The sequence below is a fragment of the Helicobacter burdigaliensis genome (genome assembly GCF_003670295.1).
In the GTDB taxonomy this organism is placed as follows: Bacteria; Campylobacterota; Campylobacteria; order Campylobacterales; family Helicobacteraceae; genus Helicobacter_D; species Helicobacter_D burdigaliensis.
In genome coordinates, this window is the sequence record NZ_QXJG01000008.1 from 53,246 (window position 1) to 78,208 (window position 24,963).

A 24,963-nucleotide genomic window follows, 5' to 3' on the forward strand; every position below is an offset into this window, starting at 1 on the left:
TTTAAACCCTTTATTAGAGGATATGCATCTCATACATATAATCTCCCTCATCAAGACCATATTTTACCTCTCTAAAATAAGCGTGTTTACCTTTTTTTTCAAAATACTCTAATAAAGCCATCATATCTTTATGTGAGTTTTCTTTATCACAATAAAAAATATTTGCTTTCTTTTCTTGTAGCATTTCTTCTAGTTTTTTAATGCTAACCTTTGTTGGTTTTTCATTAATGTGTTCGCGTGCTAATTTAATATCCATCATCTTGCCCTTAAATTTTATAGAAAAATGGCTGATTATACACGAAATTTTCTTAAAAAATAATATTGTATTTTGTTTTTGTGTTGTATAAAATCAATAAAGCCCTTATAAAGAATTTTTAAGTTAGAATCCGCAAATTATTAAATTGAAAAAATCTCACTTAAAACAAAAAGGATAAAATTTTGGAGAAGATATTAGATATTATTGAAGGGATCTCTTATGAAAAAGGCATACCCATAGATAATGTAGCGCAAGCTGTTAAAGAAGCTGTGATAAAGGTAGCTAAGGAGACATTTGATCCTAATTTTAACTATATTGCAGAAATTGATAAAAAAAATAAAACTTTACATCTTTATCAAGTGATTAGCGTATGCGATAATAATGATGAAGCTAAGAAAGCTAATAGCAATTATATTACTCTACAAGAAGCTAGAAAGCATGATAGTGAGATTAAGATAGGTGATGAGTTACGCTATGAAATTAGCTTAGAAAATATGAGTAGAAGTGCTGTAAATTCACTTTTTAGAGAGTTAGAATATAAGATTCAGCGTCTTGTAGAAACACAGCTTTTTGATAAATACAAAGCACAAGTTGGAAAGATTGTAAGCGGAAGTGTGGTTAGGGTAGATGATTTAGGAAATACTTATGTAGAGATTGATGAAATACGTGCAATTTTACCTAAGAAAAATCGTATTAAGGGCGAGGAGTTTGCAGTAGGTAGCGTCGTAGGAGCTATTTTAAAGCATGTGGGTATTGATAGACAAAATGGGATAGAAATTGAACTTAGTCGCACCACTCCTAAAATGCTAGAAGAGCTTTTAAGATTAGAGGTTCCAGAAATTAAAGATGGCGATGTAGAAATAGTAAGTTGTGCTAGAATCCCAGGTGAGAGGGCAAAAGTTGCCCTAAAAAGTGATTTAGCTAAGATTGATCCTGTGGGAGCGACTGTTGGGGTTAAGGGAGTGCGGATTAATGCAGTTTCCAAAGAGCTAAAAAATGAAAATATTGATTGTGTGGAATATTCTCCACAAATGGAACTTTATGTAGCAAGAGCCCTTTCTCCTGCACTTGTTGTGAGTGTTGTGTTAAATGAAGAAGATAAAAAAGCAGTAGTAACTATCTCAAAAGATCAAAAACCTAAGGCTATTGGAAGGAGTGGAATCAATATACGCTTAGCTTCGATGCTTACGGGATATGAGATAGAGCTTAAAGAAATAGAGGGAGAGAAACAAGAGGAAAAAGAAAGGCAGAATCTGCAAAATGAAGGAAATCAAAAGACAAATCTTGATATTCTTTCCTCTCTTTTTAAAGGATAGGTAAGAAATTTACCCTTCTTTTATTATTTTGTCTTTATAATTTTGAAATTTTAATTTTTAGGAAAATGTATGATTGGTTGGATGCAGAAGCATAGAAAATATTTGGTAATTACAATTTGGGTTAGCACCATTGCACTTGTTGGAGCATCTGTTGTTGGGTGGGGTGTGTATAGTTTTTCAAGTGCGTCAAATTCGGTTGCAAAAGTTGGAGATACAAAAATTAGTATTCAAAAAATGCAACAAGAATATTCTAGGCTTTATAATCTCTATAACCAAATTACTGGCGGGGGATTAGATGAAGAACAAGCACAAAAATTAGGCATACAAGAACAAGCTATTAATAACCTTATTTATAAAACCCTTATGTTGAATTATGCTAGAGATTTAGGGCTTTTGGTGCAAAAAGAAGAGATTATACAAGAACTTTCTAAAATGCAAGATTTCTATGTGAATGGAAAATTTAGCAAAGAAGTTTATTTAAAGACATTAGAAGAAAACAATCTTAAAGCAAAAGATTTTGAAGAAAGCATTTATGAGAGTTTGCTTTTGCAAAAATTGGGAGTGCTTTTGGATATTCCTCTAACTCCTTTAGAAATTGATATGCTAAGAAATGCTTATTTCACAGAAGATAGAGTAAGTATAAAGATTTTAGATGAAAAACAAATTGAATTTAACCCCAAAGAAGAAGAGATTAAAAAATATTGGGAAGAAAATAAGGATATTTATCAGACACAAAGAGGCTATGAGCTAGAGATTATCACTCTTATGCCACAAGATGTGAAATATACACAAGAAGCGTTGGAAAAATATTATAATGATTTTAAAAATCAGTTTTTAGATGCACAAGGACAAATCATACCTTTCAAAGACGCAAAAGAGCAAGTGCAAAAAGCTTATCAAGATTCTCAAGCTCAAAAAGAAGCATTAAAACAATATATTGCATTGCGTAAAGCCAAAGAGCCTATGGGGGAGGTTGTAAAAATCTATGAAAAAGAAGAAGATTATAAAAAATATGATAATCTTATCAATCTTTTAAGTCAAGCTAAAGAAGGAGATACGCTAAAGCCTACTTTAACTCCGCAAGGTTATGTGAGTGCTAAGATTAAAAAGATAATTCCAAGTGTACCTAAAGCTTATGAAGAAGCCAAAAAAGATGCAAGTATGGATTATATAAAAATGCAAAAAAATAAGATGTTAGAAAAAATGGCTCAAGAGCAAATAGCAAATTTTGCAAATATCCAAAGTAAGGATATTGGTTTTGTGGGCAGGGATTATTCTAAAGAAATTGCGGGTTTAAGCCTGGATGAAACACAAGAATTTATTTCTAAATTATTTATGGCTTCTAAAAAAGAAGATTATATTCTTTTAGAAAATAAAGCAATTTTATATGCGATAAAAGAGCAAAGAAGCAAAAATTCTGATATAATTAGCAAAAATTTAGATTTTCTTATTCAAAGCGGGACAAAAATCAAGCAACAATTGGTTGAAGGAGAGCTTTTAAATGAGTTATCAAAAATTTATAAAATCACAAAGTATCAATAGGGTTTTTCATATATGGAAGTAAATTACAAAGGAATGGACACTAACCGAAACATTTTGGGAATTGATATTGGTTCTACCAAAATATGTGCAATTATTGCAAGTTGCAAGGATGAAGAACTACATGTTATTGGGACGGGAATCCATAAATCTCAAGGATTAAAGAAAGGCACAATTACAAATATTGAACAAGCAAGTCGTGCTATTAGAAATGCAGTTAATGATGCAAAAAGAGTAGCAGGAACTAACATAGATAAGGCAGTGATTTCAATTTCAGGTTCTTATACAAAGAGTGTAAATAGCTCAGGGATTGTGAATATCCCTAATAATGAGATTGGAATTAAGGAAATTAATAGAGTAATCCAAACAGCATTATATAATGCAACTATTCCTAGTGAATATGAAGTAGTGCATATTTTGCCCTATAATTTTAAATTAGATGAGCGGGATTTTATTGATGATCCTATGGGTATGAATGGAAATAGATTGGAAGTTTTTGTGAGAATTGTTACAGCACAAAAATCTAGTCTTGGAAATTTAAGAAAAGCAGTCAAAGCTGCAGGGGTAGATGTAGAAAATATCGTTCTTTCTTCCTATGCCTCCTCCATTGCAGTTTTAAGTGATGATGAAAAAGAACTAGGTGTTGCTTGTATTGATATGGGTGGAAGCACTTGTGAGCTTATGATGCACCTTGGAAATTCTATGCGTTATAATGATTTTTTAGGAGTGGGTTCTAATAATATTACTAATGATCTTTCAATGGCATTGCATACTCCTTATGCGATTGCTGAAAAAGTAAAAGTAGAATATAGCAAGCTTTATAAACAGCAAGAAGATATGGAAAGTTTGATTGAGATTCCTATGATAGGTGGAGAAGAAGGCTCTAAACACCAAGTATCTTTAGAATTAGTCTATGATGTGGTGTATGCAAGAGTGGAAGAAACCTTAATGATACTTTCAAGATCTTTGGATCATAGTGGATTAAAAGAGCAAATTGGTGGCGGAATTGTGCTAACGGGTGGAATGACGCATTTAGAGGGTTTAAGAGATTTGGCTTCTGCTATTTTTGGTATTCCGGTGCGTATTGCTAAGCCTTGTGAAATTGATGGTTTATTTGACAATCTAAAAAAACCAGAATATGCTACTGCAATTGGCTTAGTGCTTTATGCATCGGGTAGATATACAAATTATGAGATTGATTCTGAAAAGAAAATACGCACTAAAAATGGAAAAATGGGAGAAGATCAAGTGAATTTTGCTAAAAATCCTCTTCCAAACTTAAATCCATTGCAAGAGAAGCGTAATGTTGCTAACAATATTCCAAATAGTGCAGCAGAAATTAAGCAAAATTTATCCGATATTGCAGTGAAAAAAGTGCCTAAAAATTCTAGCCCAATTTCACAACTTTGGCATAAATTCAAACAAATGTTTTAAACTAGAGAAAGGAGAATAGTGTAAATGATAGATGTTCAAGAAGTAATCCCAAATGATTTTAAGGCAAATATTAAAGTTATTGGTGTAGGCGGTGGTGGTAGTAATATGGTAGATCACCTAATGGAAGTAGGGACTTATGATGGGATTGAACTAGCGGTGGCAAACACAGATGCACAACATTTAGCAACCTCTAAAGTTCCTACAAGAATACAACTTGGGGTTAAACTTACCAAAGGGCTTGGTGCAGGTATGCGACCAGAAGTAGGTAAAGATGCAGCATTAGAAAGCTATGAGGATTTAAAGGCGTTTTTAGAGGGAACAGATATTGTATTTATCTCCACTGGACTTGGTGGAGGAACAGGGACAGGAGCGGCACCAATCATTGCTAAGGCTGCTAAAGAAGTGGGAGCTTTAGCGGTTTCTATTGCGACAAAACCTTTTAGGGTTGAAGGAAGAAAAAGATCAAGACTTGCAGAGGTGGGTTACCAAGAGCTAAAATCAGAAAGCGATTCGATTGTGGTAATTCCAAATGATAAGCTTATATCTATTATAGATAGGGCTTTAAGTTATGATGAAAGCCTTAGGATTGTAGATGATGTTTTAGTGCGTGCTGTAAATGGTATGAGTGGTGTGATTTTATCTAAGAGTGAGCGTGGGATTAATACAGACTTTGCAGATATTAAAACAATTATGAGTCATAGAGGTTTAGCATTAATGGGTATAGGTGAGGCAAATGGCACAGATGCTGCTAAAGAAGCCACAAAGATTGCTATTGAATCACCTTTATTTGATAATATGTCTATTAATGGTGCAAAAGGAATTTTGATTCATTTTTATATTAATCCAGCCTATCCACTTTTAGAGATTAATAATGCAATGGAGATTATTGATAATAGTGCAGATCCTGATGCAGATGTTATTTTTGGAACTACTAAAGATGAGAGTATAGAAAAAGATAGAGTAAGAGTTACGATTGTGGCTACTGGATTTGAAAAAGAAGCACAGACTTCAATTTCTTCCGCAGAAGTTGAGGAGAACACACTAAAGCTTGTAAGCCCTAAAGATATGAGTCAAAAAATCAATCAAGCAGAAACCATTAGAAAAAAAGTAAGTGGTGCAGATTTTGCTAGTGAAGAAATTTTAGATGTGCCAACCTATCTAAGAAATCAAATGGATTAATCAATAATCCATTCTCTTTCTCTATTAAGAGTTTTATACCTAGCTTTGGCTAGAGAGTATTTTGATTTTAGTTAAAATTTATTTGTAGAATTGTGCTTCTTTAGGGTATAATAATTAAAAATATTAAGGATTTTTAGATGATTGATTTAAAGCTTTTAGTAAATGATTTTGAAAGTGTGAATGAGGGATTATCTAAAAGGAATATTCAAAAATCTTTACTAGAAGAATTAAAAGAAATAGCATTAAATTTCAAACAAAAAAAAATTGCATTAGAAGAAATACAAGCAGATAGAAACTCTAAGGCAAAATTATTTGCTAAGTTCAAGCAAGAAGGTAAAGATATTAATGCTTTAAAAGAGGAGTGTGATACATTAAAAAATAAAGTTTCACTTTATGAAGAAGAAGTAAAAGTATGGGAAGAAAAGCTAGAAAAACTTCTTAAAACTCTCCCAAATATTCCTGATTCTAACACTCCTTTTGGCAAAGATGAAAATGACAATGTGGAACTTAAAAAAGTTCTAACACCTAAAGAGTTTAGCTTCAAACCTAAAGAACATTGGGAACTTGCAGAAAAAAATGGTTGGATTGATTTTGAAAGAGGTGTGAAATTAGCAAAGAGTAGATTTAGTGTATTTTGTGGTATGGGGGCTAAGCTAGAGCGTGCTTTGATTAATTATATGCTTGATTTTAATTCAAAGCGTGGATTTTGTGAGGTGGGCACTCCAGTGATTGCAAATACACAAACACTTTTTGGCACAGGGCAACTTCCCAAATTTGAAAATGATTTGTTTAAAATTTCAAACTTTGTAGATGAGGAAAGTGGTAAAGGGCATGAGCTCTACCTTATTCCGACTGCAGAAGTAACTCTAACTAATCTTTATTCTGATGAGATTTTACAAGAAGAAGAGTTGCCATTAATGATGTGTGCTTATACGCCTTGCTTTAGAAAAGAGGCAGGAAGTGCGGGGCGTGATACACGAGGAATTATACGCCAACACCAATTTGATAAAGTAGAGCTTGTAGCAATCACTACGCAAGAAGATAGCCAAATGATGCAAGAGCGAATGATAGCATGTGCTTCAGATCTTTTAAGTTCGCTTAATCTCCCTCATAGGCTTGTGCAACTTTGTAGTGGAGATTTAGGATTTAGTGCGAGCAATACTGTGGATATTGAAGTGTGGCTACCAGGACAAAATTGCTATCGTGAGATTAGTTCTATTTCAAATACTAGAGATTTTCAAGCAAGAAGAGCTAAAATCCGCTATAAAAATACACAAAAGAAAAATCTTTTAGCACACACTCTAAATGGCTCTTCTTTAGCGGTAGGAAGGACTTTAGTAGCTATTATGGAGAATTATCAAAAAGAAGATGGAAGTATTGAAATTCCACTGGCTTTAGAGCCTTATTTGAGATAGTAGATGGCCGTAAAAGAGGAACAAGAACAAGTTATTAGATTAGATGATAGTTTTGATATTTTAGAAGATATTTTAAACAAAGATTCAAAACCGCCTAAACCCAAAACTCTTATTGACAAGCTTTTGGAGTTTATCCAGACTTATAAAAAATTAACCATAGCTCTTGCATTGCTTTTGGGAATTTTGATTGTAGCGTTAATCTTTATTCTAGCACTTATTTTTAAAGAAGAAGTAAAGCCACAAGAGCTAAAAATAGAACCGCCTACTTTGAAGATTCAAAAAGGTGCGGATATTATCAATGATGCGCGCGATTTAGAGGAGCTCATCAAAAAGGCAAATTTTCTTTATATGAGTGGAAATAAAACAGAAGCATTGGATTTATATGGGAAAATTTCTAATTATTCTGAAGGGCTTTCTAACTATAATCTAGGCGTTGCACAAATGAATGAGGAAGCTTACAAGGAAGCTTTAGATTCTTTTCAAAAAGCTATTGACTTAGGAGAGGATAGAGTAATTAGTGCATTAAATGCTGCGGTTTGTTCTCTAAGGCTTGGTTATGAGGGGCGTTTTGCTTATTATACAGATTTAGCACAGAGTTATTTGCCAAGCTCTGGAGATTTAGCACTTTATTCTTATCTTTATGCTCTAACGCATTATTATAAAGGAAACTATTTAGAAGCCATCTCTCCTCTTTTGCATCCAAATTCAGAATATTATCAAAAAGAAAGCGATGAGCTTTTGGCTATGATTTTTTCTTATTTGCAAAATGATACTTTAGCATTAGAGCGTTTAAGTAAATATCCTGATGAAGTAAAAAATTGGTTTAATATGGGGATTTTATATGCTAGGATTGGAGAATACAAAGAGGCACAAAAATATCTTTTGCAGATTATAGAAGCAGAGGGAGAAAGTTTTCAAAAAAATTTAGCTTTGGAACTTGTTTATTTAAAAGATTCTAAGTATGAATCTGCAGGAAAAGTTTTAGATAAATACCACCAAAATAAAGAGCCTATTGATGCTAATCCTTACCCTATAAAAATTGCTTTACAAGAGAAGTTTTTTGATGTGAATATAGCCCAAAAGCGTTTTTGGAATAGTTTTAAAGGGCAAAAACTTAATGCTTATAAATTGCTTTATTATTTTGCACCCTATAAAGTGTTTGATGCAAAAGAGGCTTTTAATATTATTCAAGAGGGTGGGCTTAATATTCATATTGAAAATTTGCAAGAAGCAAAAGATATTTTAATAAGAGGGCAGACAATTTCGCGCGTGAATAAAAATATTGCCGATGCAATTTTGCAAACTTTAAATGGTAATATTAGAGATGCAAATAAGCTTTTAACAGAAGCCCTAAAGCGTTATCCAAACCATTCTATTTTGCATTATGATTTGGGATTAAATTACGCACAAATGGGAGATTTTAATAAAGCTTATGAGCATTTTTTACGCTCTTTTCATCTAAATCCTAAAGATTTACAAGCAGGGATTTTTGCGCTTATGAGTGCGCAACTCACTTTTAGGGATTATGGAAGGCTAGATTCAGAAGTTAGTCAAGAAATAGCAGAGATGACAGGAAATAAAGAAGAGCAACAATATATTCTGACTTTATTGAATTTTGTAAGGGGTGGAGTGCCAAATATTACAGATTGGCTAGATATAAAAAAGAGTAATCTTTCGATTTATCATGCACTTGATTATGTTTTAAGTGTATCTTTAAAGGATAAAGAGCGCTTGATAAAGGCTAGTTCTTTTTTGAAAGCTAATTTGCCAAAAGATCCCATTACTAATCTTTTAGAGCTTTTGGCGCTTAATTTTGAAGATAATCCAAAAGATCTTTCTTTAAAATTGCAATCTTTTTATAAAGATTCTACAATCAATAAAGATCCTATTTACTATGGAGCTTCAGTGGTGCGAGAGATGTATATACAAATAGCACATATTGCAGGGACACTTCATTATGTAGAAGAGGATTTAGATAAAAAGATGATAAGCGAACAAAAAGATGTAAGAGGCGTTATCCAAGCATTAGCACTTACTTATATCTATCTGCAAGAGTTTGAAAAGGCTTTCACTCTCTATAATAGCCTTTTGGATGATTTTAAAGAAGAAGATACGCAAACTTATTTTCTAGCGGCTATCGCAGCTGTGGGAGCAGGGCATATACAAAATGCCTCCACACTTTTGCAGCTCTCACGCTTAGAAGCCCCTACAAACTATGAAACAAGAATCGCTATTGGGATTCTTTATCAGCAAGAGAAGAATTTTAAAGCAGCTTCAACGCAGTTTAGAACCATAGGCGATGGGGTTGTGAGCTCTGAATATTTTGATTTTAAAATAGACAGCTCCCAGCTTCTAAACCAAAAGTAACCCCACAATAAAGCAAAACCATGCAATTCTAAAAAAGGGATTAAGAGATAGCTTCTATGTAAAGGGGGTGTCTAGTTTTGCATAATTTTAATTTATTTAGAATAAGTGGTTATGTTATGTTTGAAAATTGCAAGAATTTCTATGGAATTATCCTTGATTGAAAAAGGGATCATTCTTTATTAATAGCTCTTTATTTTTGCGATAGCTATGTTTTCTAAACCACTTAAAAACTCACTAGAATAATAAATTACCAAATATAACCTTTTTGCTCTAGTTTATTAGCAAATTCTCTTTCAGAATAAAGCTTTAATTCCTTGTTTTCAAGTCTTTTAACTATATCTTGTAATCTTAGAATATCATCCTCTTTTAAATTGCTTTGCATAGCTTCAATCATATCGCTATTAAGTTCCACTACGCTAATTTTATCGCCAAAAAGCTCTTTTAAAGAGCTAATGATTTCGCTTGTTAAAGTAAAGCCATTTTGAGATTGAAGCATAATAGCATTTGTCATTTTTATCCTTATAGCTTTCTTTTGCTTTTAGATAAATTATAGCTAAAATTTACACTTTTTGTAAATCTACAACCTTCTTTTCTTGTAACAAATTGTAATAATTTTAAAAAATCTCTCTTGTAAGTTTCATAAAATTTATAAAGAAATGATTATTTTTACCGATCTACTTTATAGATTATTTATAAAAAGGAGCTTGGTGATGGAAGTGGGAAAACTAAAACTCTCTACTCTTAGTTTAAATACGATAGAAAACATAAATAATAAGGTTTCTAATATTTCTTCCATAGCAACTTCAGAAAACTTAGAAGAAATGATTAAAAAGGGAGAGCTTTTATCAAAGGTAACATCAATTTTAGGCTCAGGAACTTTTGTGGGCGTGGGTGCTTATGCTTATGATAAGAAGCACTATTTTTCTAGTAATGCACAAGAAGAGAGTATTCAAAGAGTAACAACACTAGAAAATAGCACAATCTTCACCCCAAAAGGCAAAGACAAATACCTTGAAACTTCCATTGGTAAAGTGGAAGTTTTTTTAGACTTAGAAGATGATAATGACAAATATGGTGTGGGTGGTTTAAGCTATATGGGACAGCTTATTAATTTAGATATTAATCAAGATGGATTTTTAGATTCTAGTGATAAATACTTTGATAAGCTAAAAATAAAAGGTGTCAATAAAGAAGGAGAAGAGTTTATCTATAAGCTTAGTGATGTATATAGCTCTCTTGATTTATCAGAGTTTGTTACCACACAAAAAGATATTGACAAACACGACAAAGGAAGATTACAATCAGGCACTAGCCTTTTTAGAGCAGAAGAAAGCTATAAAAAAGTAAAAGAAGAGGATATTAAAAAGCTTTTTAACACATATGGCGATGAAAATGGCTATATTGATTTAACTAAAAGCTATAAAGATAAAAATGGAGTTACACAATATGTAAATGATGTGCTTATGAATAATTTTAACTTTGCTTTTATGGATAAGACATTAAGTGGAGCTACAAGATTAGAGCGATTTTCTATGGTAGGCACTACTACACAAGAAGCTAAAGAAAGCTTACAAGGGAAATATCCAGCATATGCCACAGCAGGAAATATAAAAGATCGTTTTAATTTAATGTATCATAATTATTATTCTAAAGAAGGAAATAGCTTTGGTAATAAACTAGCAATTGAGAGAGAATTTCAAGTAGTTAGTGGAATGGCATTTAGTGAGAGTAAATTTAAAGAAGTCTATCTTGGAATTAATAATCCTAAAACTATGCAACAATATGCAGATGCACTAGATGGTGGGCTAGATTCAGTAAATGGAATGCAACTTAATAAAGATGGCTCTATCACTTTACATTTTATTTCAGGAAAGACACAACGCATTAGTGAGCTTTATTCAAGCAAGGGAGAATTTAACCTAACCGATAATAACCAAAGAGCTTCAATGATGAGTGAAGCAAGCACTACAAGTGAAGAAGAACTAAACAAACTAGATTTTAGAGAAATAGGAATAGAACAAAATGGCTCTATCATCTCTTTAGCAGATTTAGGAGTGAAATTTATCCAAAAAGAAATCTTTAGCAATGGCAAAAGTGCTTTTATTTTAAACAAATACGATGGCTCTACAATAACAGTCAATAATCTTTATAAAATTATAAATTTAGACAATTTAGAAAAGTTACAATTTAAAGAAGAAGATAAACTAAGGCCTAAATTTGAATGGGAGGTTTAAACACCTAAAAAGTGCTTAAAATCTCTTTTAAAGAAGTGGCAATATAGCTAATTTGCTCTTTTGTGATGATATAGGGGGGCATAAGATAGATAGTATTGCCTAAAGGGCGGAGTAACAATCCCTTTTTAAGCCCTGCATTAAAGACTTCTAGTCCTTTTCGTGTATTGCCAAAACCTTCTAAATCAAAGGCAAACACCATTCCACAAATCCGCATATTTTTTACAAAGTTAAACTCTCTTAGGCTTTGCATACTCTCCCAAATATAAGCACTTGTAATTTTGTTTTGTTCTATCACATTTTCTTTGCTAAACAAATCCAAAACCGCATTCGCACAAGCACAAGCAAGGGCATTTCCTGTATAGGAATGGGAGTGTAAAAAGGCTTTGTGTTCTTCATAAGGAGCATAAAAAAGATTATAAATCTCTTCTCCTACAATTACAACTGATAAAGGCAAATATCCCCCACTAATCCCTTTGCTTAAGCAAAGAAAATCAGGCACTACTCCACACTGCTTATGTGCAAACATACTTCCCGTGCGTCCAAACCCAACCGCAATTTCATCAAAAATTACATAGATTCCATTTTCTTGGCAAAGCTTTGTAGCTTCATAGACAAATTTTGCACTATACATATTCATATTTCCAGCACATTGGATTAAAGGCTCTAGTATGAATGCCACAATCTCATCTTTATGGGATTTTATAATCTCTTTTAGAGAATTTAAAGATTCTTCAAAGTCTTCGCCTTTTGGTTCTTTAACCTTTAAAGTTTGAAGCAAAATAGGCTCATAAACTTCTTTATAAATCCCCACATCGCCCACACTTAAAGCGCCTATGGTTTCTCCATGATAGGCATTTTCTAAAGAGATGAATTTGCTCCCTCTTTTACCCCTTAATACACAAGAAGCATAAGCCATCTTAAGTGCCACTTCAATCGCACTAGAACCATTATCTGCATAAAAGCATTTGCTAAGCTTAGAATCTAACATATTAATAAGGCGTGAAGAGAGGCTGATAATGGGCTTATGTGTAAAACCAGCAAAAATAATATGCTCTAGCGTGTCAATTTGCTCTTTTAGCTTTTGATTGATATAAGGGTGTGAATGCCCAAAGATATTTACCCACCATGAAGAGATGCAATCTAAATATTTGTTTCCATTAAAATCATATAAATACATTCCGCTTGCTTTTTGTATGGGGATTAGCGGGATATTTTGCAAATGATCATGCATTTGCGTGCAAGGGTGCCAAATGTATTTTAAATCTTCTAAAATTAATGCTTCATTTTCCATAATTTATCCTAACTTTCATAAACCTTTTCATCTAAAAGTTTTAGATTTTTATCCGTGCAGATTGCAGCACTCATAGCACCCGATACATTGCTAGCAGTGCGTGCCATATCAATGATTGGATCAATGGCTAAAATAAGTGTTAAAAGCCCAAAATATTCTCCAAAGCCAATCCCAGTAAGCATAATAGAAGCTGCCATTGTCGCACTGCCGGGCACTCCTGCAATTCCAATAGAGCCTAAAATTGCAATTAAAATCACCATAACCACAAAATTAAAATCAATAGGAGCACCAATACTATAAGCAATAAACACAGCAGCAAGTGCAGGAAAATATCCCGCACAGCCATTTAAGCCCATTGTAGTGCCAATGGAGGGGACGAAGTTTGCTACACTAGAACTTACACCAAGCTTGTTTTGCAAAGTTGCGATATTTAGCGGAAGTGTGCCAACAGAAGATCTTGAACTAAAAGCAAAAAGCCAAACTGAAAATGCCTTTTTAGCATAAATGAGTGGATTTAATCCTACACTTAAAAGCATTAAAAAATGCACTAAAAACATAATTACCATACATAAATAGATTAAACCTATAAAAAGCCCTGCGGTTTTAATGGCAGAAAATCCATTAGAAATAAGCACATTTGCTATCATACAGACAACAGCATAAGGCATCAAGCTCATAATAAAATCTGCCATATTCATAATAATTTTATAAAGCGAATTTACTAGGTTGCTAAAGGTTTGGTGCTGTTCTTTGCCTTCTTGTTTGTAAAGTGTTCTTGCACTAAAGCCCACAAAAAAGGCAAAAATAACCACAGCAATGATATTATCCTTACTCATAGAATTAATGATATTGCTAGGGATTAAGCCTAAAAGAATTTGACTTAAGCTTGCTACTTCTCTAATCTCTTTTCCTTGCATAGAGGAGTTAAAAAATGCACCCAGTTCAAAATACCAGCCCAAAAACACACCAATACTTGCAGCAATAGCTGTGCTTAAAAGTAGCCAAAAGACTGAATAGCTAAGGAGCGAGGAGATTTTAATATCTTTTCCTATATCTATAATCACTTTAATAATAGAAATGCTAATAAGCGGAATCACAAGCATTTTAATAAGTCCAATAAATGCTAGATTTACAAAACTAAGCCAAGTTTGAAATTCTTTTAGCCAAATAATATTTTGCAATTCTTCTTTTTGGGGGTAATTGTTAAGATATTGCAATGAAAAACCAAGGATTAAACCTATAACTAAAGAAAAAAGCATTCGCATAGAAAAATTTATATTTGCCTTTTTCATTTTATAAATCACACAAAAAATAATACTCAACACAAGCAAAGAAAGCCAAGTTTGCCATGAGGAGAGCGATAAGAAATTTTGAAGAAAATTATTCATTATTTTACCTTAGAATTTAAGTGTTGCATTTTAAAATGCTGAATCTAGCAGAAATTATTTTAAAATTATCTTGTTTAGGATTTTATTTGTGGATTTTTTGGCTAAAAAGAGAAAAATTTGCATTATTCAAGTGGCGGACAGAGAGAGATTCGAACTCTCGGTAATCTTGCGACTACGCATCCTTAGCAGGGATGTGGTTTCAGCCAACTCACCCATCTGTCCTTGCTTGTAATCTTTTCTATTTGAAGTAGAAAGATGGAATTATACTCATCTAACTTAAAAAATCTCTTAATTTTTGCAAGTTTAAATGATATTTTGCAAACTTTAAAGTAAAATAAGTAGTTTGACTATAAAGTTTATGAGGTTGTTTTTGGTTTTTAGAGTTTTATTGTGTTTAGCGGGATTGTTTTTAAGTGCTTGTTTTGATGAAAACCCTAAAAGTGCAACAAAAGAAGCTTCTAAAGAGATTTTGGAAGAAAATATTACAAAAAAGAGTGCGGAAGAAGAAGCTTTAAAAAATAAACTTAAAGAAGAGCAAAAAGCAAAATTAAATCGCTTAAGCCAAGAATTACACAATCAAAATATAAAATCTTCCAAAACAGATTCTTATAATGAGGGATTAAAGAGGCATACAGAATTTTTTGAAAATTTCTATAATCGTAAAGATTTGCCTAAAAATCCAAATAAAAATAATCCACAAGAGCTAATAGATAGGGCTTATAAACACCAAGAAAAACAAATAGAAAGCTTAAGAAAAAATCAAGAAAAAAGGGAATGAATTGCTTTTACTTATTCGTAAGTAATTTTTAAATATAATAAGCAGTTTTTTATAAAATTAAATATTTAGAGGTTAATATTAATAATGTCAAAACGAGTTTTAGTAAAATTTTCTGGTGAAGCACTTTCGGGAAAAACGGGCTTTGGTATAGAGAGTGAAATACTAAATTACATTGCATTAGAGCTTAAAGCTTTAGTGGATAATGGAATTGAAGTAGGAATTGTGATAGGTGGTGGGAATTTTATTCGTGGAGTTTCAGCCTCACAAGGTGGATTGATTAAAAGAACAAGTGGCGATTATATGGGAATGCTAGCAACCGTAATCAACGGAGTGGCTATGCAAGAGGCTTTAGAGCACCATGGAATTGATGTTAGGGTGCAGAGTGCTTTAGAGATTAAAGAAGTGTGTGAAACTTACATTTATAGAAGAGCAGTAAGGCATTTTGAAAAAGGGCGTGTGGTAATCTTTGTAGCAGGAACGGGGAATCCATTTTTTACCACAGATACTGCTGCAACTTTGCGTGCAGTAGAGATTGAAGCACAAATGATTATCAAAGCTACGAAAGTAGATGGCGTTTATGACAAAGATCCTTGCAAATTTGAAGATGCAAAAATGCTAGAAAAAATAAGCTATGATCAAGCCTTAAAAGATAATATTAAAGTAATGGACGATACAGCGATTGCATTGGCAAAAGATAATGCACTTCCTATCGTGGTTTGTAATATGTTTAAAGCAGGGAATCTTTTGAAAATTATTCAAGAAGATAAAAACGCTATCTATTCAATTGTATCAAATTAAAAAGGAGTAAAAATGAGAACAGAAGAAATCGCATCTAAGGCATTAGAAAAAGTAAATTTTGATAGATATTTATTGTCTAATATTCTTTTTGCAAGAATTGATGAACTAAGTCGTGGGGCTAAACCTCTTGTTAATAAGGATGTAAAAATCCATAAGCTTTCTGATATTGCGCTTTTAGAAGTGGCAGAAGGTAAGATCGGCTTAGAAAAAGTAGAAGAGCAAAAATAATTTTTGTTTAAAGAAAAATGAGGGTAGTTGTTTGGAGTTTTTTGTAAAAGTTGCACAAATTAATAATCCACAAAAGGCTTTAGAGCTATTGTGTGGAATGATAGAAATCACTCCAAACATACAGAATGCCATTGATTTTGCCACCAAAGCCCATCAGAATCAAAAAAGAAGGAGCGGAGAGCCTTACATCGTCCATCCTTTGCTTGTTTCTTGTATTGTGGCTTATTTTGGTGGTGATGAAGTTATGGTATGTGCTGCACTTTTGCATGATGTTGTAGAAGATACTGATTATACTTTAGAAGATGTGCGAAGGGACTATGGAGAAGATGTAGCTTCTTTGGTAGATGGGCTTACAAAGATTGTTGCCATTAGAGCAGAAGAGTTGCCTTCTTCTTATTCTAATGAAAAGCTAGTGGTTGCTGCACTTAGTTTTAGAAAAATGCTAATTACCTCTGTAAAAGATGTGCGTGTTTTGGTGGTTAAGCTATGTGATAGAATGCATAATATGCTAACTTTAGATGCACTTCCTCCCAACAAACAGAGAAGAATCTCTGAAGAAACACTTGTGGTTTATGCACCTATCGCACATAGGCTTGGGATTTCCTCATTAAAAAATGAGTTAGAAGATAGGAGTTTTTATTATATTTTTCCTAGTGAATATAAAAAAATCAATGATTATTTTGCAAGCCATAAACAAGCCATACAATTAAAGCTAAATGCCTTTATACAAAAGCTTAAAAAAAGTCTTATTCAAGGGGGGATTCCAGAAAAAGATTTTATGTTAGCAAGTAGGGTAAAAAGGCATTATTCTATTTACCTTAAAATGCAAAGAAAGGGTATTTCTATTGATGAAGTGCTAGATTTACTTGCAGTTAGAGTGATTGTTAAAAATGATTTAGATTGTTATAAGGCTTTAGGGATTTTGCATTTGCAGTTTAAGCCCATTATGTCGCGTTTTAAAGACTATATTGCACTGCCAAAGGAAAATGGATACCAAACAATTCATAGCACACTTTTTGATGATTCTGCTATTTTTGAAGTGCAAATTAGAACAGAAGATATGCATAAAAGTGCAGAATATGGGATAGCAGCACATTGGAAATATAAAACAGGTGGTAATAGTGGCCCTAGTCTTGATTGGCTCAATAAATTACAATTTAAAAATAATTCAGCCGAAGAGTTTTATGAACTTGTAAAAAATGATTTGTATCGTGAAGATATTGTTGTGTTTTCTCCAGAAGGGGATAACTATTCGCTTCCTATTGGTGCAGTAGTTTTGGATTTTGCTTATGCAGTGCATACAGATGTGGGGAATTGTGCTAAAGAAGCTTATGTAAATAATCAAAAAACTTCCCTGCTTACAACTTTAAAAAGTGGTGATATTGTAAAAATTATTAAAGCAAAGGATCCCATTTTACGATGCTCTTGGATGGATGCTGTGAAGACCTCAAGGGCAAAAAGTCAAATTAAAAGCAATTGTGCTTCAAGGATTAAAGAGATTGAACGCCTAAGCACGATTAATATTATTGCAACCATTTTTGGTAAGAGTGCAGAAGAGATTGAAAGCTTTGTGAAGTCTAATGGAATGGATGAAGGCATTTATAAGGCTGCAAAAGATATTACTTTTTTAAAAGATATTAAAAATCGTATTAAAAACCACTACCGCCAAAATGCAGGATTTTTGGAGCAGATTAAAATTAGAATTTTAAAGCTTAAGGAATTGCATTTTGATAACTTAGTAATCCATACAAATCACACGATTAATCAAGCAGTATTTGATTATTGTTGCCATCCAAAATTTGGCGATGCAATTATTGCATTTAAAAGTGGATCTAAAGCCTTTGTGCACCATAAGCTTTGTGATAGGGCGTATTTAGAGATACAAAAAGGTGTTAAAATGCTTTATGTGGATTGGCTTCCAGATAAATTACATATCTATAAGCTTATTGTTGCATTAGAAAATCAAAAAGGTGTTTTGGCAAATTTCTTGCAATTCTTGGCAAAACGCGATATTAATGTTTTGGGTGTGGAGCTTGGATCGCAGAAAAATACTTATATGACTCATTGTGAGTTACGCTTTGAAACAAGTATTAATGATATTAAGGAAATTAGGGCATTACTAGGTAGCCATTATAAGATTGTTGATATTTATGCGTTAAAAGATGCGTATGCAAATTAAGGAGTAAAAATGAATATAGATGAACAAATTAAACTTGCTTTAGAAGAGATTAAACGAGGAACACAAGAGATTATTGGTTGGGATTATATTGTAAAGTTAGTAGAATCTTATTTTAAAGAAGGCAAAACTTTCACAATTAAGGCAGGTTTTGATCCTACGGCTCCCGATTTACATTTAGGACATACCGTGCTTTTGCAAAAACTTGCTACTTTTCAAAAATATGGTGCAAAAGTTTATTTTCTAATCGGTGATTTTACAGGAATGATAGGAGATCCATCCGGTAAAAGTGAGACAAGAAAACCTCTAAGTCGCGAACAAGTGTTAGCAAATGCAAAAACTTATGAAGAGCAAGTTTATAAGGTTTTAGATTCTTCAAAAATGGAGATTGTTTTTAATTCAAAATGGCTAAATGAGCTTGGAACGCGTGGTATGATAGAGCTTTCAGCCAAGTTTTCAGTGGCTAGAATGCTAGAAAGAGATGATTTTGAAAAGCGTTTTAAATCTCAAAGCCCCATTAGTATTGTAGAATTTTTCTATCCATTGTTGCAAGGTTATGATTCAGTTGCGCTAAATTGCGATATAGAGTTTGGAGGAACGGATCAAAAATTCAATCTTTTAATGGGAAGACATTTGCAAAGAGCTTATGGGCTTAGTAAAGAACAATCTGTTGTAATGGTGCCACTTTTAGAAGGGCTAGATGGCGTGCATAAGATGAGTAAGAGTTTAGGAAATTATGTAGGCATTACTCAAGAGCCCAAAGAAATGTTTGGAAGATTATTAAGTATTTCAGATACTCTTATGTGGCGTTATTATGAGCTTTTAAGCACAAAAAGTTTGCAAGAAATCAAAGAGTTAAAAGAGGGTGTGGAAAAGGGGAGTTTGCATCCTAAAAAAGTTAAAGAAGATTTAGCACTAGAAATTATTACGCGTTATTATGATAAAGAGAAAGCCAAAGAGGCACAAGAGGAGTTTATTAAGGTATTTTCTAAAGATGAGGTGCCAAGTGATATACCTACCTTTAATAAAGAGAGTGGTATTTGGATAGCACAGATTTTAAAGGATTGTGGATTGTGTGTTTCTACTTCAGAAGCACTAAGGGCTATCAAGCAAGGTGGTGTCAAGCTTAATGGAGAAAAAGTGCAAGATGAAAAAAGCACACTCCAAAAGGGTGAATATATTGCACAAGTAGGCAAAAGAAAGTTTGCAAAAATTATCATTGAATAAAGGAAATATATGGCAGTGGAATTAAAACCTTTAAAAATTGGAAAATATACGATTCCTATTCCTATTTTTCAAGGCGGAATGGGAGTTGGGATTAGTTGGGATAGACTTGCAGGAAGTGTATCTAAAACGGGTGCTATGGGAATTATCTCTTGTGTAGGCACAGGATATTATAAAAGAAGTGCTTTTATCCAAAAAACCATTAAAAATCGCCCCTTTGATACAATTAATTTTTATTCCAAAGAATCTTTATTTGAAATTTTTAAAAATGCAAGGAAGATTTGTGGTCAAAATCCACTTGGAGCAAATATTCTTTATGCGATTAATGAATATGGAAGAGTAGTAAGAGATGCTTGCGAAGCAGGTGCAAATATGATTATTACGGGTGCGGGACTTCCTACAAATATGCCAGAATTTACAAATAATTTTCCTAATGTTGCTTTAATCCCTATTGTATCTTCTGCTAAAGCATTAAGAATCTTATGCAAGCGTTGGGAGGGAAGATATAAAAGGATTCCTGATGCAGTGATTGTAGAGGGACCCCTTAGTGGAGGACATCAAGGGGTTAGTTATGAGGATTGTTTTAAAGAAGAGCATCAACTAGAAGCTATCGTCCCTCAAGTAGTAGAAGAGGCTAAAAAGTGGGGAGATATGCCAATTATTGCAGCAGGTGGAATTTGGGATAGAGAAGATATTGATAGAATTATGGCATTAGGTGCAAGTGGAGTGCAGATGGGAACACGCTTTTTGGGTGCAAGAGAGTGTGATGCGACTTATTATAATGAACTTATGCCAAGAATTAAAAAAGAAGATATTGAGCTTATTAAATCTCCAGTAGGTTATCCTGCAAGAGCGATTGTTACAGGTGTGATTAAGGCTTTAAGAGAGGGAAGAGCACCAAAGATTGCTTGCATTAGTAATTGTGTATCTCCTTGCCATAGAGGACAGGAAGCCAAAAAGGTGGGCTATTGTATAGCAGATGGACTAGGCGATGGGTATCTAGGCAATGCAGAGAGTGGTTTATATTTTACAGGAGCAAATGGATATAGAATTGATAAAATCACAAGTGTCCAAGAAATTATTGATGAGCTAACAAGAAAATGAGATTTTTAGTTTTTTTGTGCTTTTTTAATCTTTTTTTGTTTGCGGATGTAAAAATAATCTCTATAAAGCAAACGCAAAATGGAGTGCTTTTAAATTTTAACCAAAACATCACAGAAAAAGATTTTAAAAGCTTTATTTTGCAAAATAAGCAAGAATTTCGCTATGTTTATGATGTAAATGCAGAACTTTTGGGAAGTGCAAAAAACTTTAAATTTCAAAAAGAGATACAAGTTAAAATCGCACAAAATTCTAAAGATAGGGTGAGGATTGTAGTTTCTAGCAACAAACAGCAAAAAATCACACTCACAGCTTCAAAAAAACAAGCAAATTTCACGATTTTAAATGCAAAGAGTATGCAAAATACCCCTTCAATTACTTCTTTGTTTGAAACTCCTAAAAGAGCTACAAATATTAAAAATACACAAACGAGTATTAAAAGAAAAGTAGTGGTGATTGACCCAGGGCATGGGGGCAAGGATTGTGGTGCAGTGGGTGTGAGCAAAGTATGTGAAAAAAAGATTGTGTTAAATATCGGCAAATATTTAAAAGATGAGCTTGCAAGGCGTGGGTATTTAGTGTATATGACAAGGGATAAGGATAAATTTATTAGTTTGCGAGAAAGAACCAAATTTGCTAATCAAAAAGAAGCGGATTTGTTTGTTTCTATCCATGCAAATGCAGTAGCAGAAAATAAAGAAAAATTACAAGGGATTGAGAGCTATTTTCTCTCTACTGCTAGGAGTGAGCGTGCTAAAAAAGTAGCTGCATTAGAAAATAAAGACGATACAGAAGTTATGACTTATTTTTCAAAACAATCTTTTTTAAATACTCTAAATACACAAAAAATCATTGCTTCTAATCGTCTTGCTATTGATGTGCAATATGGTATGTTGCAAAATTTAAAACCTAAATATAAAGTTACAGATGGAGGTGTTAGAGAGGGGCCTTTTTGGGTTTTAGTGGGTGCTTTAATGCCCTCTATTTTACTTGAGGTTGGGTATCTTACACATCCTAATGAGGGCAAAAGATTAAACCAAAGTGCCTTTCAAAAAGATATAGCACAAGGGATTGCAGATGGCATTGATGGGTATTTTGCTAAAAATCCATGATTTTAAGGTAAATTTATGAAAAAGATAACATTTCCGCAACTTATTTTTTCTTCTTTATTTTTTGTATTTGCACTTTTTACAATCTTGATGTTATTTTTAGCGGGATTTGCAGGAGATTTTAAGCAAATGTTTAGGCTAGTAACGCAGCCAAATGGAGTGTATTTTAGTATAGAGATAGTATTAATTGCGAGTGGTGTTATTGTGAGTGCTTTTCATCTAGTGCGTATTTTTGTATCACATTTACCTAAAATTTACAGCTTTGTAATTGGCTTAGCCTTAGTTTTATTTGTTGCTTTTTTATACCATGAGCTTTTTGTGTTTCAAAGAACCTATTTTGATGGTTTTTCTTTAGAAGATTCTTTAAAGCTTATGCAAGAGGATGTATTTTATAAAAGTAATTATCAAAGGGTGTTGGATTATGGTTGTTATTTATTATTAGTTGTTTTTCCTAGTGTTATTTATCTATTTAATCTTTCTTTTGATAAAAATACACAGCTTGGGAGAATCTTGCATTTAACCCAGCCAAGCTTTAATATTATCATAGGAACTTTGTTTGCCTTTGGTATTACACCTTTTTTTAAAAGTGGAGTTTTGGGGTATTTTGATTTTATTCTTTTTGTTTTGGGGATTTTAATTTTATGTTTTTTTGCTTTTAAGAGAAGAAATTTTTTAAACTCTTATGAGTTTTTTAACTTCTTTTTATTAGTGATTTTGGCTATTATTATGTTGGGTGCTACCTATATGAATGTTGATGGGGAAGCCTATTTTGAAATAAGAAAAGCTTTTTATGCGCTTGTGCTATTTGGTTGGTGCAATGCTTGGATGATGAAATTAACAACAAAAATCTAAAAAGGAATAAAAATGCAAAATAAACCTTATTTAAAGGAATTTCCAAACGAAGAAGGATTTTTTGGAAAATTTGGCGGTAGCTTTGTAGATGAAAAAATAAAAATTGCAATGCAAGAAATTAATGATTCTTATAACTTGATTGCACAAAATAGTGATTTTATAGCAGAACTAAGAAAAATTAGAGAACATTTTCAAGGACGCCCTACACCTATTTATTTTGCCCATAATCTTACAAAAGCTTATGGGGGAGCAGGGATTTATCTAAAACGAGAGGATTTAAACCATACAGGAGCACATAAGCTTAATCATTGCATGGGGGAAGCCCTTTTAGCAAAATTTATGGGTAAAAAGAAATTAATCGCAGAAACAGGTGCAGGACAACATGGAGTTGCCCTAGCCACTGCAGCAGCTTATTTTGGGCTAGAATGTGAAATTTATATGGGTGAAGTAGATATTTTAAAAGAGCATCCTAATGTTGTGCGTATGAAGATTTTAGGGGCTAAGGTAATCCCAGTAACTCATGGTGCAAAGACACTCAAAGAAGCCGTAGATAGTGCATTTGAAGCCTATTTAAAAGATATGGAAAATTCTATTTATGCGATAGGTTCAGTAGTAGGTCCTCATCCTTTTCCTAAAATGGTCAGAGATTTTCAAGCGATTGTAGGAGTGGAAGCTAAAGAGCAGTTTTTGAAAATGAGCGGAGAGCTTCCAGACTTTGTTGTGGCTTGTGTGGGTGGAGGTAGCAATGCTATGGGGATTTTTAGTGCATTTGTAGATGATCCTGTGGAGCTTGTAGGGATTGAACCCTTAGGAAAAGGGAGTGGATTTGGAGAGCATGCAGCAAGCTTAAGCTATGGAAGTGAGGGGGTTATGCATGGATTTAATTCTATGATGCTAAAGGATACAGAGGGCAATCCAGCTCCCGTTTATAGTGTAGCTAGTGGGCTTGATTATCCAAGTGTAGGGCCAGAACATGCTTATTTGCATAGCATAGGTAGGACAAAGGTAGCAACAATTAGAGATGATGAAGCCATAGAAGCTTTTTTTAAGCTAAGTCGTCAAGAGGGCATTATTCCTGCTATTGAATCAAGCCATGCACTTGCCTATGCTTTAAAAATTGCTCCTAGTTTAAAGGGTAAAAAGATCTTAGTGAATCTAAGTGGTAGAGGTGATAAGGATCTTGATTTTATTGTAGAAAAATATGGATATGGAGAGTAAAATTAAATTCATATATAAAAGAAAATTTTAATAATATATAAAGTAAAATTGCGAAATTTAAAATATTAATTTTTATAATTTAATATTTATATTTTCTAAGAACAAATAAAAAACAAATGGGGGAATTTGTGAATAAAATAATCTCTTATAATCCACTCTTTACTAAAATAGTGCGGGGGGGGGGGCATTCTAGCTCTTTATTAACCCCTTCTTTTACTTTTTATACATATATATACACAAAACTTACATCCCTCCACCTGTCATTGCGAGTAAATGCGTTAGTATTTGCGTGGCAATCTATTAATATTGTTGATAATTCTAAACTATCTTTAAAGAATCAATTCTTACTTTATATAAAAAGCATTTTGAGAGTGGCTTGGGAAGAATTTGCTTGTCAAATTCAGGGATCACACCGCCACGAATAAAATCGCTTTTTATATAAAGTAGTATTGCCTTTTATTTCATTTATTGCACCATACTCTTTATTTAAAAAAATTTCTTTCAAGGAGAGTAGGATACCTGAATTTGACAAGCAAATTCTTCCCTTACCTTTCAATAAATTTTCTTACAATAAAGAGTATTCCTCCACATTGTCATTACTAGAACCAAAACAAAGTGCAAACCTAAATGCTATTGCAAACAAATATAAATCTAAAGAGTCTTTATTGCAAAAGAATTCTCGTGGCGGTTGGGACAAAACTGCTTGCAGTTTTAGGGCTCCCACTTCCCGCCTAAGAGAATTACTTTTGAATAAAGACATAGCAATATTTTCTAAGAGTTCCTTTAGACTGCCACAAGCTAAATCTCTCGCAGTGACAAATAAAACTTCTAAAGAATCTACTAGAGGATTCTTTTCCCCATTTATGAATCCTCTACTAGATTCTTTATATTTTAATCCAAACACAAAGAATCTAATGAATTGTCAAATATAAAAAGGAGAAATTATGGTAAAAATAAATAAAGCAAATTTCAAAAGGACATTAAGCATTAGCATAGTAGCTTCTATACTCTTATCTAATCAATTAGTCTTAGCTAGAAATATAGATAATAATACTTTACC

21 protein-coding genes and 1 tRNA gene are annotated in these 24,963 nt (G+C 32.9%); 16 read left to right on the forward strand and 6 right to left on the reverse strand.

The genetic code is table 11. From position 1 onward, the window contains the following. Positions 1–13: 13 nt before the first annotated feature. A complete protein-coding gene (locus tag EBF09_RS04665; protein WP_121763974.1) occupies positions 14–256 on the reverse strand; it encodes an HP0268 family nuclease in 243 nt (80 codons plus the stop codon). Between the two features lie 182 nt (positions 257–438). Between EBF09_RS04665 and nusA the strand changes: the two genes are divergently transcribed. The 6 genes from nusA to EBF09_RS04695 all read left to right on the forward strand — a co-directional run bounded on the left by nusA (position 439) and on the right by EBF09_RS04695 (position 9,506). Next, a complete protein-coding gene (nusA, locus tag EBF09_RS04670; protein WP_121763975.1) occupies positions 439–1,572 on the forward strand; it encodes a transcription termination factor NusA in 1,134 nt (377 codons plus the stop codon). A gap of 69 nt (positions 1,573–1,641) precedes the next feature. Then, the gene (locus tag EBF09_RS04675) at positions 1,642–3,114 is read left to right on the forward strand and encodes a peptidylprolyl isomerase (RefSeq protein ID WP_121763976.1); all 1,473 of its coding nucleotides are present in this window, start codon (positions 1,642–1,644) and stop codon (positions 3,112–3,114) included. Positions 3,115–3,147: 33 nt separating this feature from the next. Beyond that, the gene (gene ftsA / locus EBF09_RS04680) at positions 3,148–4,545 is read left to right on the forward strand and encodes a cell division protein FtsA (protein WP_232817657.1); all 1,398 of its coding nucleotides are present in this window, start codon (positions 3,148–3,150) and stop codon (positions 4,543–4,545) included. Between the two features lie 24 nt (positions 4,546–4,569). Further along, positions 4,570–5,724 (forward strand): cell division protein FtsZ, encoded by a 1,155-nt coding sequence (ftsZ, locus tag EBF09_RS04685; RefSeq protein ID WP_121763978.1) that lies wholly within the window; start codon positions 4,570–4,572, stop codon positions 5,722–5,724. A gap of 137 nt (positions 5,725–5,861) precedes the next feature. After that, complete coding sequence (gene serS / locus EBF09_RS04690) at positions 5,862–7,139, forward strand: serine--tRNA ligase (RefSeq protein ID WP_121763979.1); 1,278 nt, start codon at positions 5,862–5,864, stop codon at positions 7,137–7,139. 3 nt (positions 7,140–7,142) lie between these two features. Continuing rightward, positions 7,143–9,506, forward strand: a complete 2,364-nt coding sequence (locus EBF09_RS04695; RefSeq protein WP_121763980.1) for a tetratricopeptide repeat protein — start codon at positions 7,143–7,145, stop codon at positions 9,504–9,506. Positions 9,507–9,753: 247 nt separating this feature from the next. On the opposite strand, the gene EBF09_RS04700 is transcribed toward EBF09_RS04695, so the two are convergent. Next, complete coding sequence (locus tag EBF09_RS04700) at positions 9,754–10,017, reverse strand: hypothetical protein (protein ID WP_121763981.1); 264 nt, start codon at positions 10,015–10,017, stop codon at positions 9,754–9,756. A 199-nt stretch (positions 10,018–10,216) separates the two neighbouring features. On the opposite strand from EBF09_RS04700, the gene EBF09_RS04705 reads away from it, so the two are divergent. Next, positions 10,217–11,740 carry a hypothetical protein gene (locus EBF09_RS04705; RefSeq protein WP_121763982.1) on the forward strand — a complete coding sequence of 508 codons (1,524 nt, stop codon included), beginning with the start codon at positions 10,217–10,219 and terminating at the stop codon, positions 11,738–11,740. Between the two features lie 4 nt (positions 11,741–11,744). Here the strand turns inward: EBF09_RS04705 and EBF09_RS04710 are convergent, their stop codons facing one another. The 3 genes from EBF09_RS04710 to EBF09_RS04720 all read right to left on the reverse strand — a co-directional run bounded on the left by EBF09_RS04710 (position 11,745) and on the right by EBF09_RS04720 (position 14,641). Continuing rightward, on the reverse strand, positions 11,745–13,031 hold the full coding sequence (locus EBF09_RS04710) for an adenosylmethionine--8-amino-7-oxononanoate transaminase (protein WP_121763983.1): 1,287 nt from the start codon (positions 13,029–13,031) through the stop codon (positions 11,745–11,747). Between the two features lie 8 nt (positions 13,032–13,039). Next, positions 13,040–14,422: a cation:dicarboxylate symporter family transporter gene (locus tag EBF09_RS04715; RefSeq protein ID WP_232817658.1), complete on the reverse strand. Its 1,383-nt coding sequence runs from the start codon at positions 14,420–14,422 to the stop codon at positions 13,040–13,042. A gap of 128 nt (positions 14,423–14,550) precedes the next feature. Continuing rightward, positions 14,551–14,641, reverse strand: a tRNA-Ser gene (locus EBF09_RS04720). Between the two features lie 136 nt (positions 14,642–14,777). On the opposite strand from EBF09_RS04720, the gene EBF09_RS04725 reads away from it, so the two are divergent. The 9 genes from EBF09_RS04725 (at position 14,778) to trpB (ending at position 23,903) form a co-directional block, all read left to right on the forward strand. Then, positions 14,778–15,197 (forward strand): hypothetical protein, encoded by a 420-nt coding sequence (locus EBF09_RS04725; protein ID WP_198672536.1) that lies wholly within the window; start codon positions 14,778–14,780, stop codon positions 15,195–15,197. 84 nt (positions 15,198–15,281) lie between these two features. Further along, positions 15,282–15,995: a UMP kinase gene (gene pyrH, locus EBF09_RS04730; protein WP_121763986.1), complete on the forward strand. Its 714-nt coding sequence runs from the start codon at positions 15,282–15,284 to the stop codon at positions 15,993–15,995. 12 nt (positions 15,996–16,007) lie between these two features. Further along, a complete protein-coding gene (locus EBF09_RS04735; protein WP_121763987.1) occupies positions 16,008–16,223 on the forward strand; it encodes a DNA-directed RNA polymerase subunit omega in 216 nt (71 codons plus the stop codon). A gap of 31 nt (positions 16,224–16,254) precedes the next feature. Beyond that, entirely contained in the window at positions 16,255–18,402 is a 2,148-nt protein-coding gene (locus EBF09_RS04740; protein WP_121763988.1) for a RelA/SpoT family protein, read from the forward strand. Between the two features lie 15 nt (positions 18,403–18,417). Next, on the forward strand, positions 18,418–19,626 hold the full coding sequence (tyrS, locus tag EBF09_RS04745) for a tyrosine--tRNA ligase (protein WP_198672538.1): 1,209 nt from the start codon (positions 18,418–18,420) through the stop codon (positions 19,624–19,626). A 9-nt stretch (positions 19,627–19,635) separates the two neighbouring features. Continuing rightward, positions 19,636–20,727 carry a nitronate monooxygenase gene (locus EBF09_RS04750; RefSeq protein WP_121763990.1) on the forward strand — a complete coding sequence of 364 codons (1,092 nt, stop codon included), beginning with the start codon at positions 19,636–19,638 and terminating at the stop codon, positions 20,725–20,727. Continuing rightward, positions 20,724–21,836 carry an N-acetylmuramoyl-L-alanine amidase family protein gene (locus EBF09_RS04755; protein ID WP_121763991.1) on the forward strand — a complete coding sequence of 371 codons (1,113 nt, stop codon included), beginning with the start codon at positions 20,724–20,726 and terminating at the stop codon, positions 21,834–21,836. Before EBF09_RS04750 ends, EBF09_RS04755 begins: the two co-directional genes overlap by 4 nt. Before the next feature lie 15 nt (positions 21,837–21,851). Further along, positions 21,852–22,685 (forward strand): hypothetical protein, encoded by an 834-nt coding sequence (locus tag EBF09_RS04760; RefSeq protein WP_121763992.1) that lies wholly within the window; start codon positions 21,852–21,854, stop codon positions 22,683–22,685. A 12-nt stretch (positions 22,686–22,697) separates the two neighbouring features. Next, positions 22,698–23,903, forward strand: a complete 1,206-nt coding sequence (gene trpB, locus EBF09_RS04765; protein WP_121763993.1) for a tryptophan synthase subunit beta — start codon at positions 22,698–22,700, stop codon at positions 23,901–23,903. A 565-nt stretch (positions 23,904–24,468) separates the two neighbouring features. Here trpB and EBF09_RS04770 read toward each other — a convergent pair. Beyond that, positions 24,469–24,807, reverse strand: a complete 339-nt coding sequence (locus tag EBF09_RS04770) for a hypothetical protein (RefSeq protein WP_121763994.1) — start codon at positions 24,805–24,807, stop codon at positions 24,469–24,471. Positions 24,808–24,963: the final 156 nt, after the last annotated feature.

What these genes read in the sequence shown, in the direction of transcription:
- ftsA (WP_232817657.1), top strand. Translation starts at nt 3,148, where the DNA reads ATGGACACTAACCGAAACATTTTGGGAATTGATATTGGTTCTACCAAA.
- trpB (WP_121763993.1), top strand. Translation starts at nt 22,698, where the DNA reads ATGCAAAATAAACCTTATTTAAAGGAATTTCCAAACGAAGAAGGATTT.
- EBF09_RS04705 (WP_121763982.1), top strand. Translation starts at nt 10,217, where the DNA reads ATGGAAGTGGGAAAACTAAAACTCTCTACTCTTAGTTTAAATACGATA.
- EBF09_RS04735 (WP_121763987.1), top strand. Translation starts at nt 16,008, where the DNA reads ATGAGAACAGAAGAAATCGCATCTAAGGCATTAGAAAAAGTAAATTTT.
- EBF09_RS04675 (WP_121763976.1), top strand. Translation starts at nt 1,642, where the DNA reads ATGATTGGTTGGATGCAGAAGCATAGAAAATATTTGGTAATTACAATT.
- EBF09_RS04755 (WP_121763991.1), top strand. Translation starts at nt 20,724, where the DNA reads ATGAGATTTTTAGTTTTTTTGTGCTTTTTTAATCTTTTTTTGTTTGCG.
- EBF09_RS04665 (WP_121763974.1), bottom strand. Translation starts at nt 256, where the DNA reads ATGGATATTAAATTAGCACGCGAACACATTAATGAAAAACCAACAAAG.
- EBF09_RS04750 (WP_121763990.1), top strand. Translation starts at nt 19,636, where the DNA reads ATGGCAGTGGAATTAAAACCTTTAAAAATTGGAAAATATACGATTCCT.
- pyrH (WP_121763986.1), top strand. Translation starts at nt 15,282, where the DNA reads ATGTCAAAACGAGTTTTAGTAAAATTTTCTGGTGAAGCACTTTCGGGA.
- EBF09_RS04700 (WP_121763981.1), bottom strand. Translation starts at nt 10,017, where the DNA reads ATGACAAATGCTATTATGCTTCAATCTCAAAATGGCTTTACTTTAACA.
- ftsZ (WP_121763978.1), top strand. Translation starts at nt 4,570, where the DNA reads ATGATAGATGTTCAAGAAGTAATCCCAAATGATTTTAAGGCAAATATT.
- EBF09_RS04760 (WP_121763992.1), top strand. Translation starts at nt 21,852, where the DNA reads ATGAAAAAGATAACATTTCCGCAACTTATTTTTTCTTCTTTATTTTTT.
- EBF09_RS04710 (WP_121763983.1), bottom strand. Translation starts at nt 13,031, where the DNA reads ATGGAAAATGAAGCATTAATTTTAGAAGATTTAAAATACATTTGGCAC.
- EBF09_RS04695 (WP_121763980.1), top strand. Translation starts at nt 7,143, where the DNA reads ATGGCCGTAAAAGAGGAACAAGAACAAGTTATTAGATTAGATGATAGT.
- serS (WP_121763979.1), top strand. Translation starts at nt 5,862, where the DNA reads ATGATTGATTTAAAGCTTTTAGTAAATGATTTTGAAAGTGTGAATGAG.
- EBF09_RS04725 (WP_198672536.1), top strand. Translation starts at nt 14,778, where the DNA reads ATGAGGTTGTTTTTGGTTTTTAGAGTTTTATTGTGTTTAGCGGGATTG.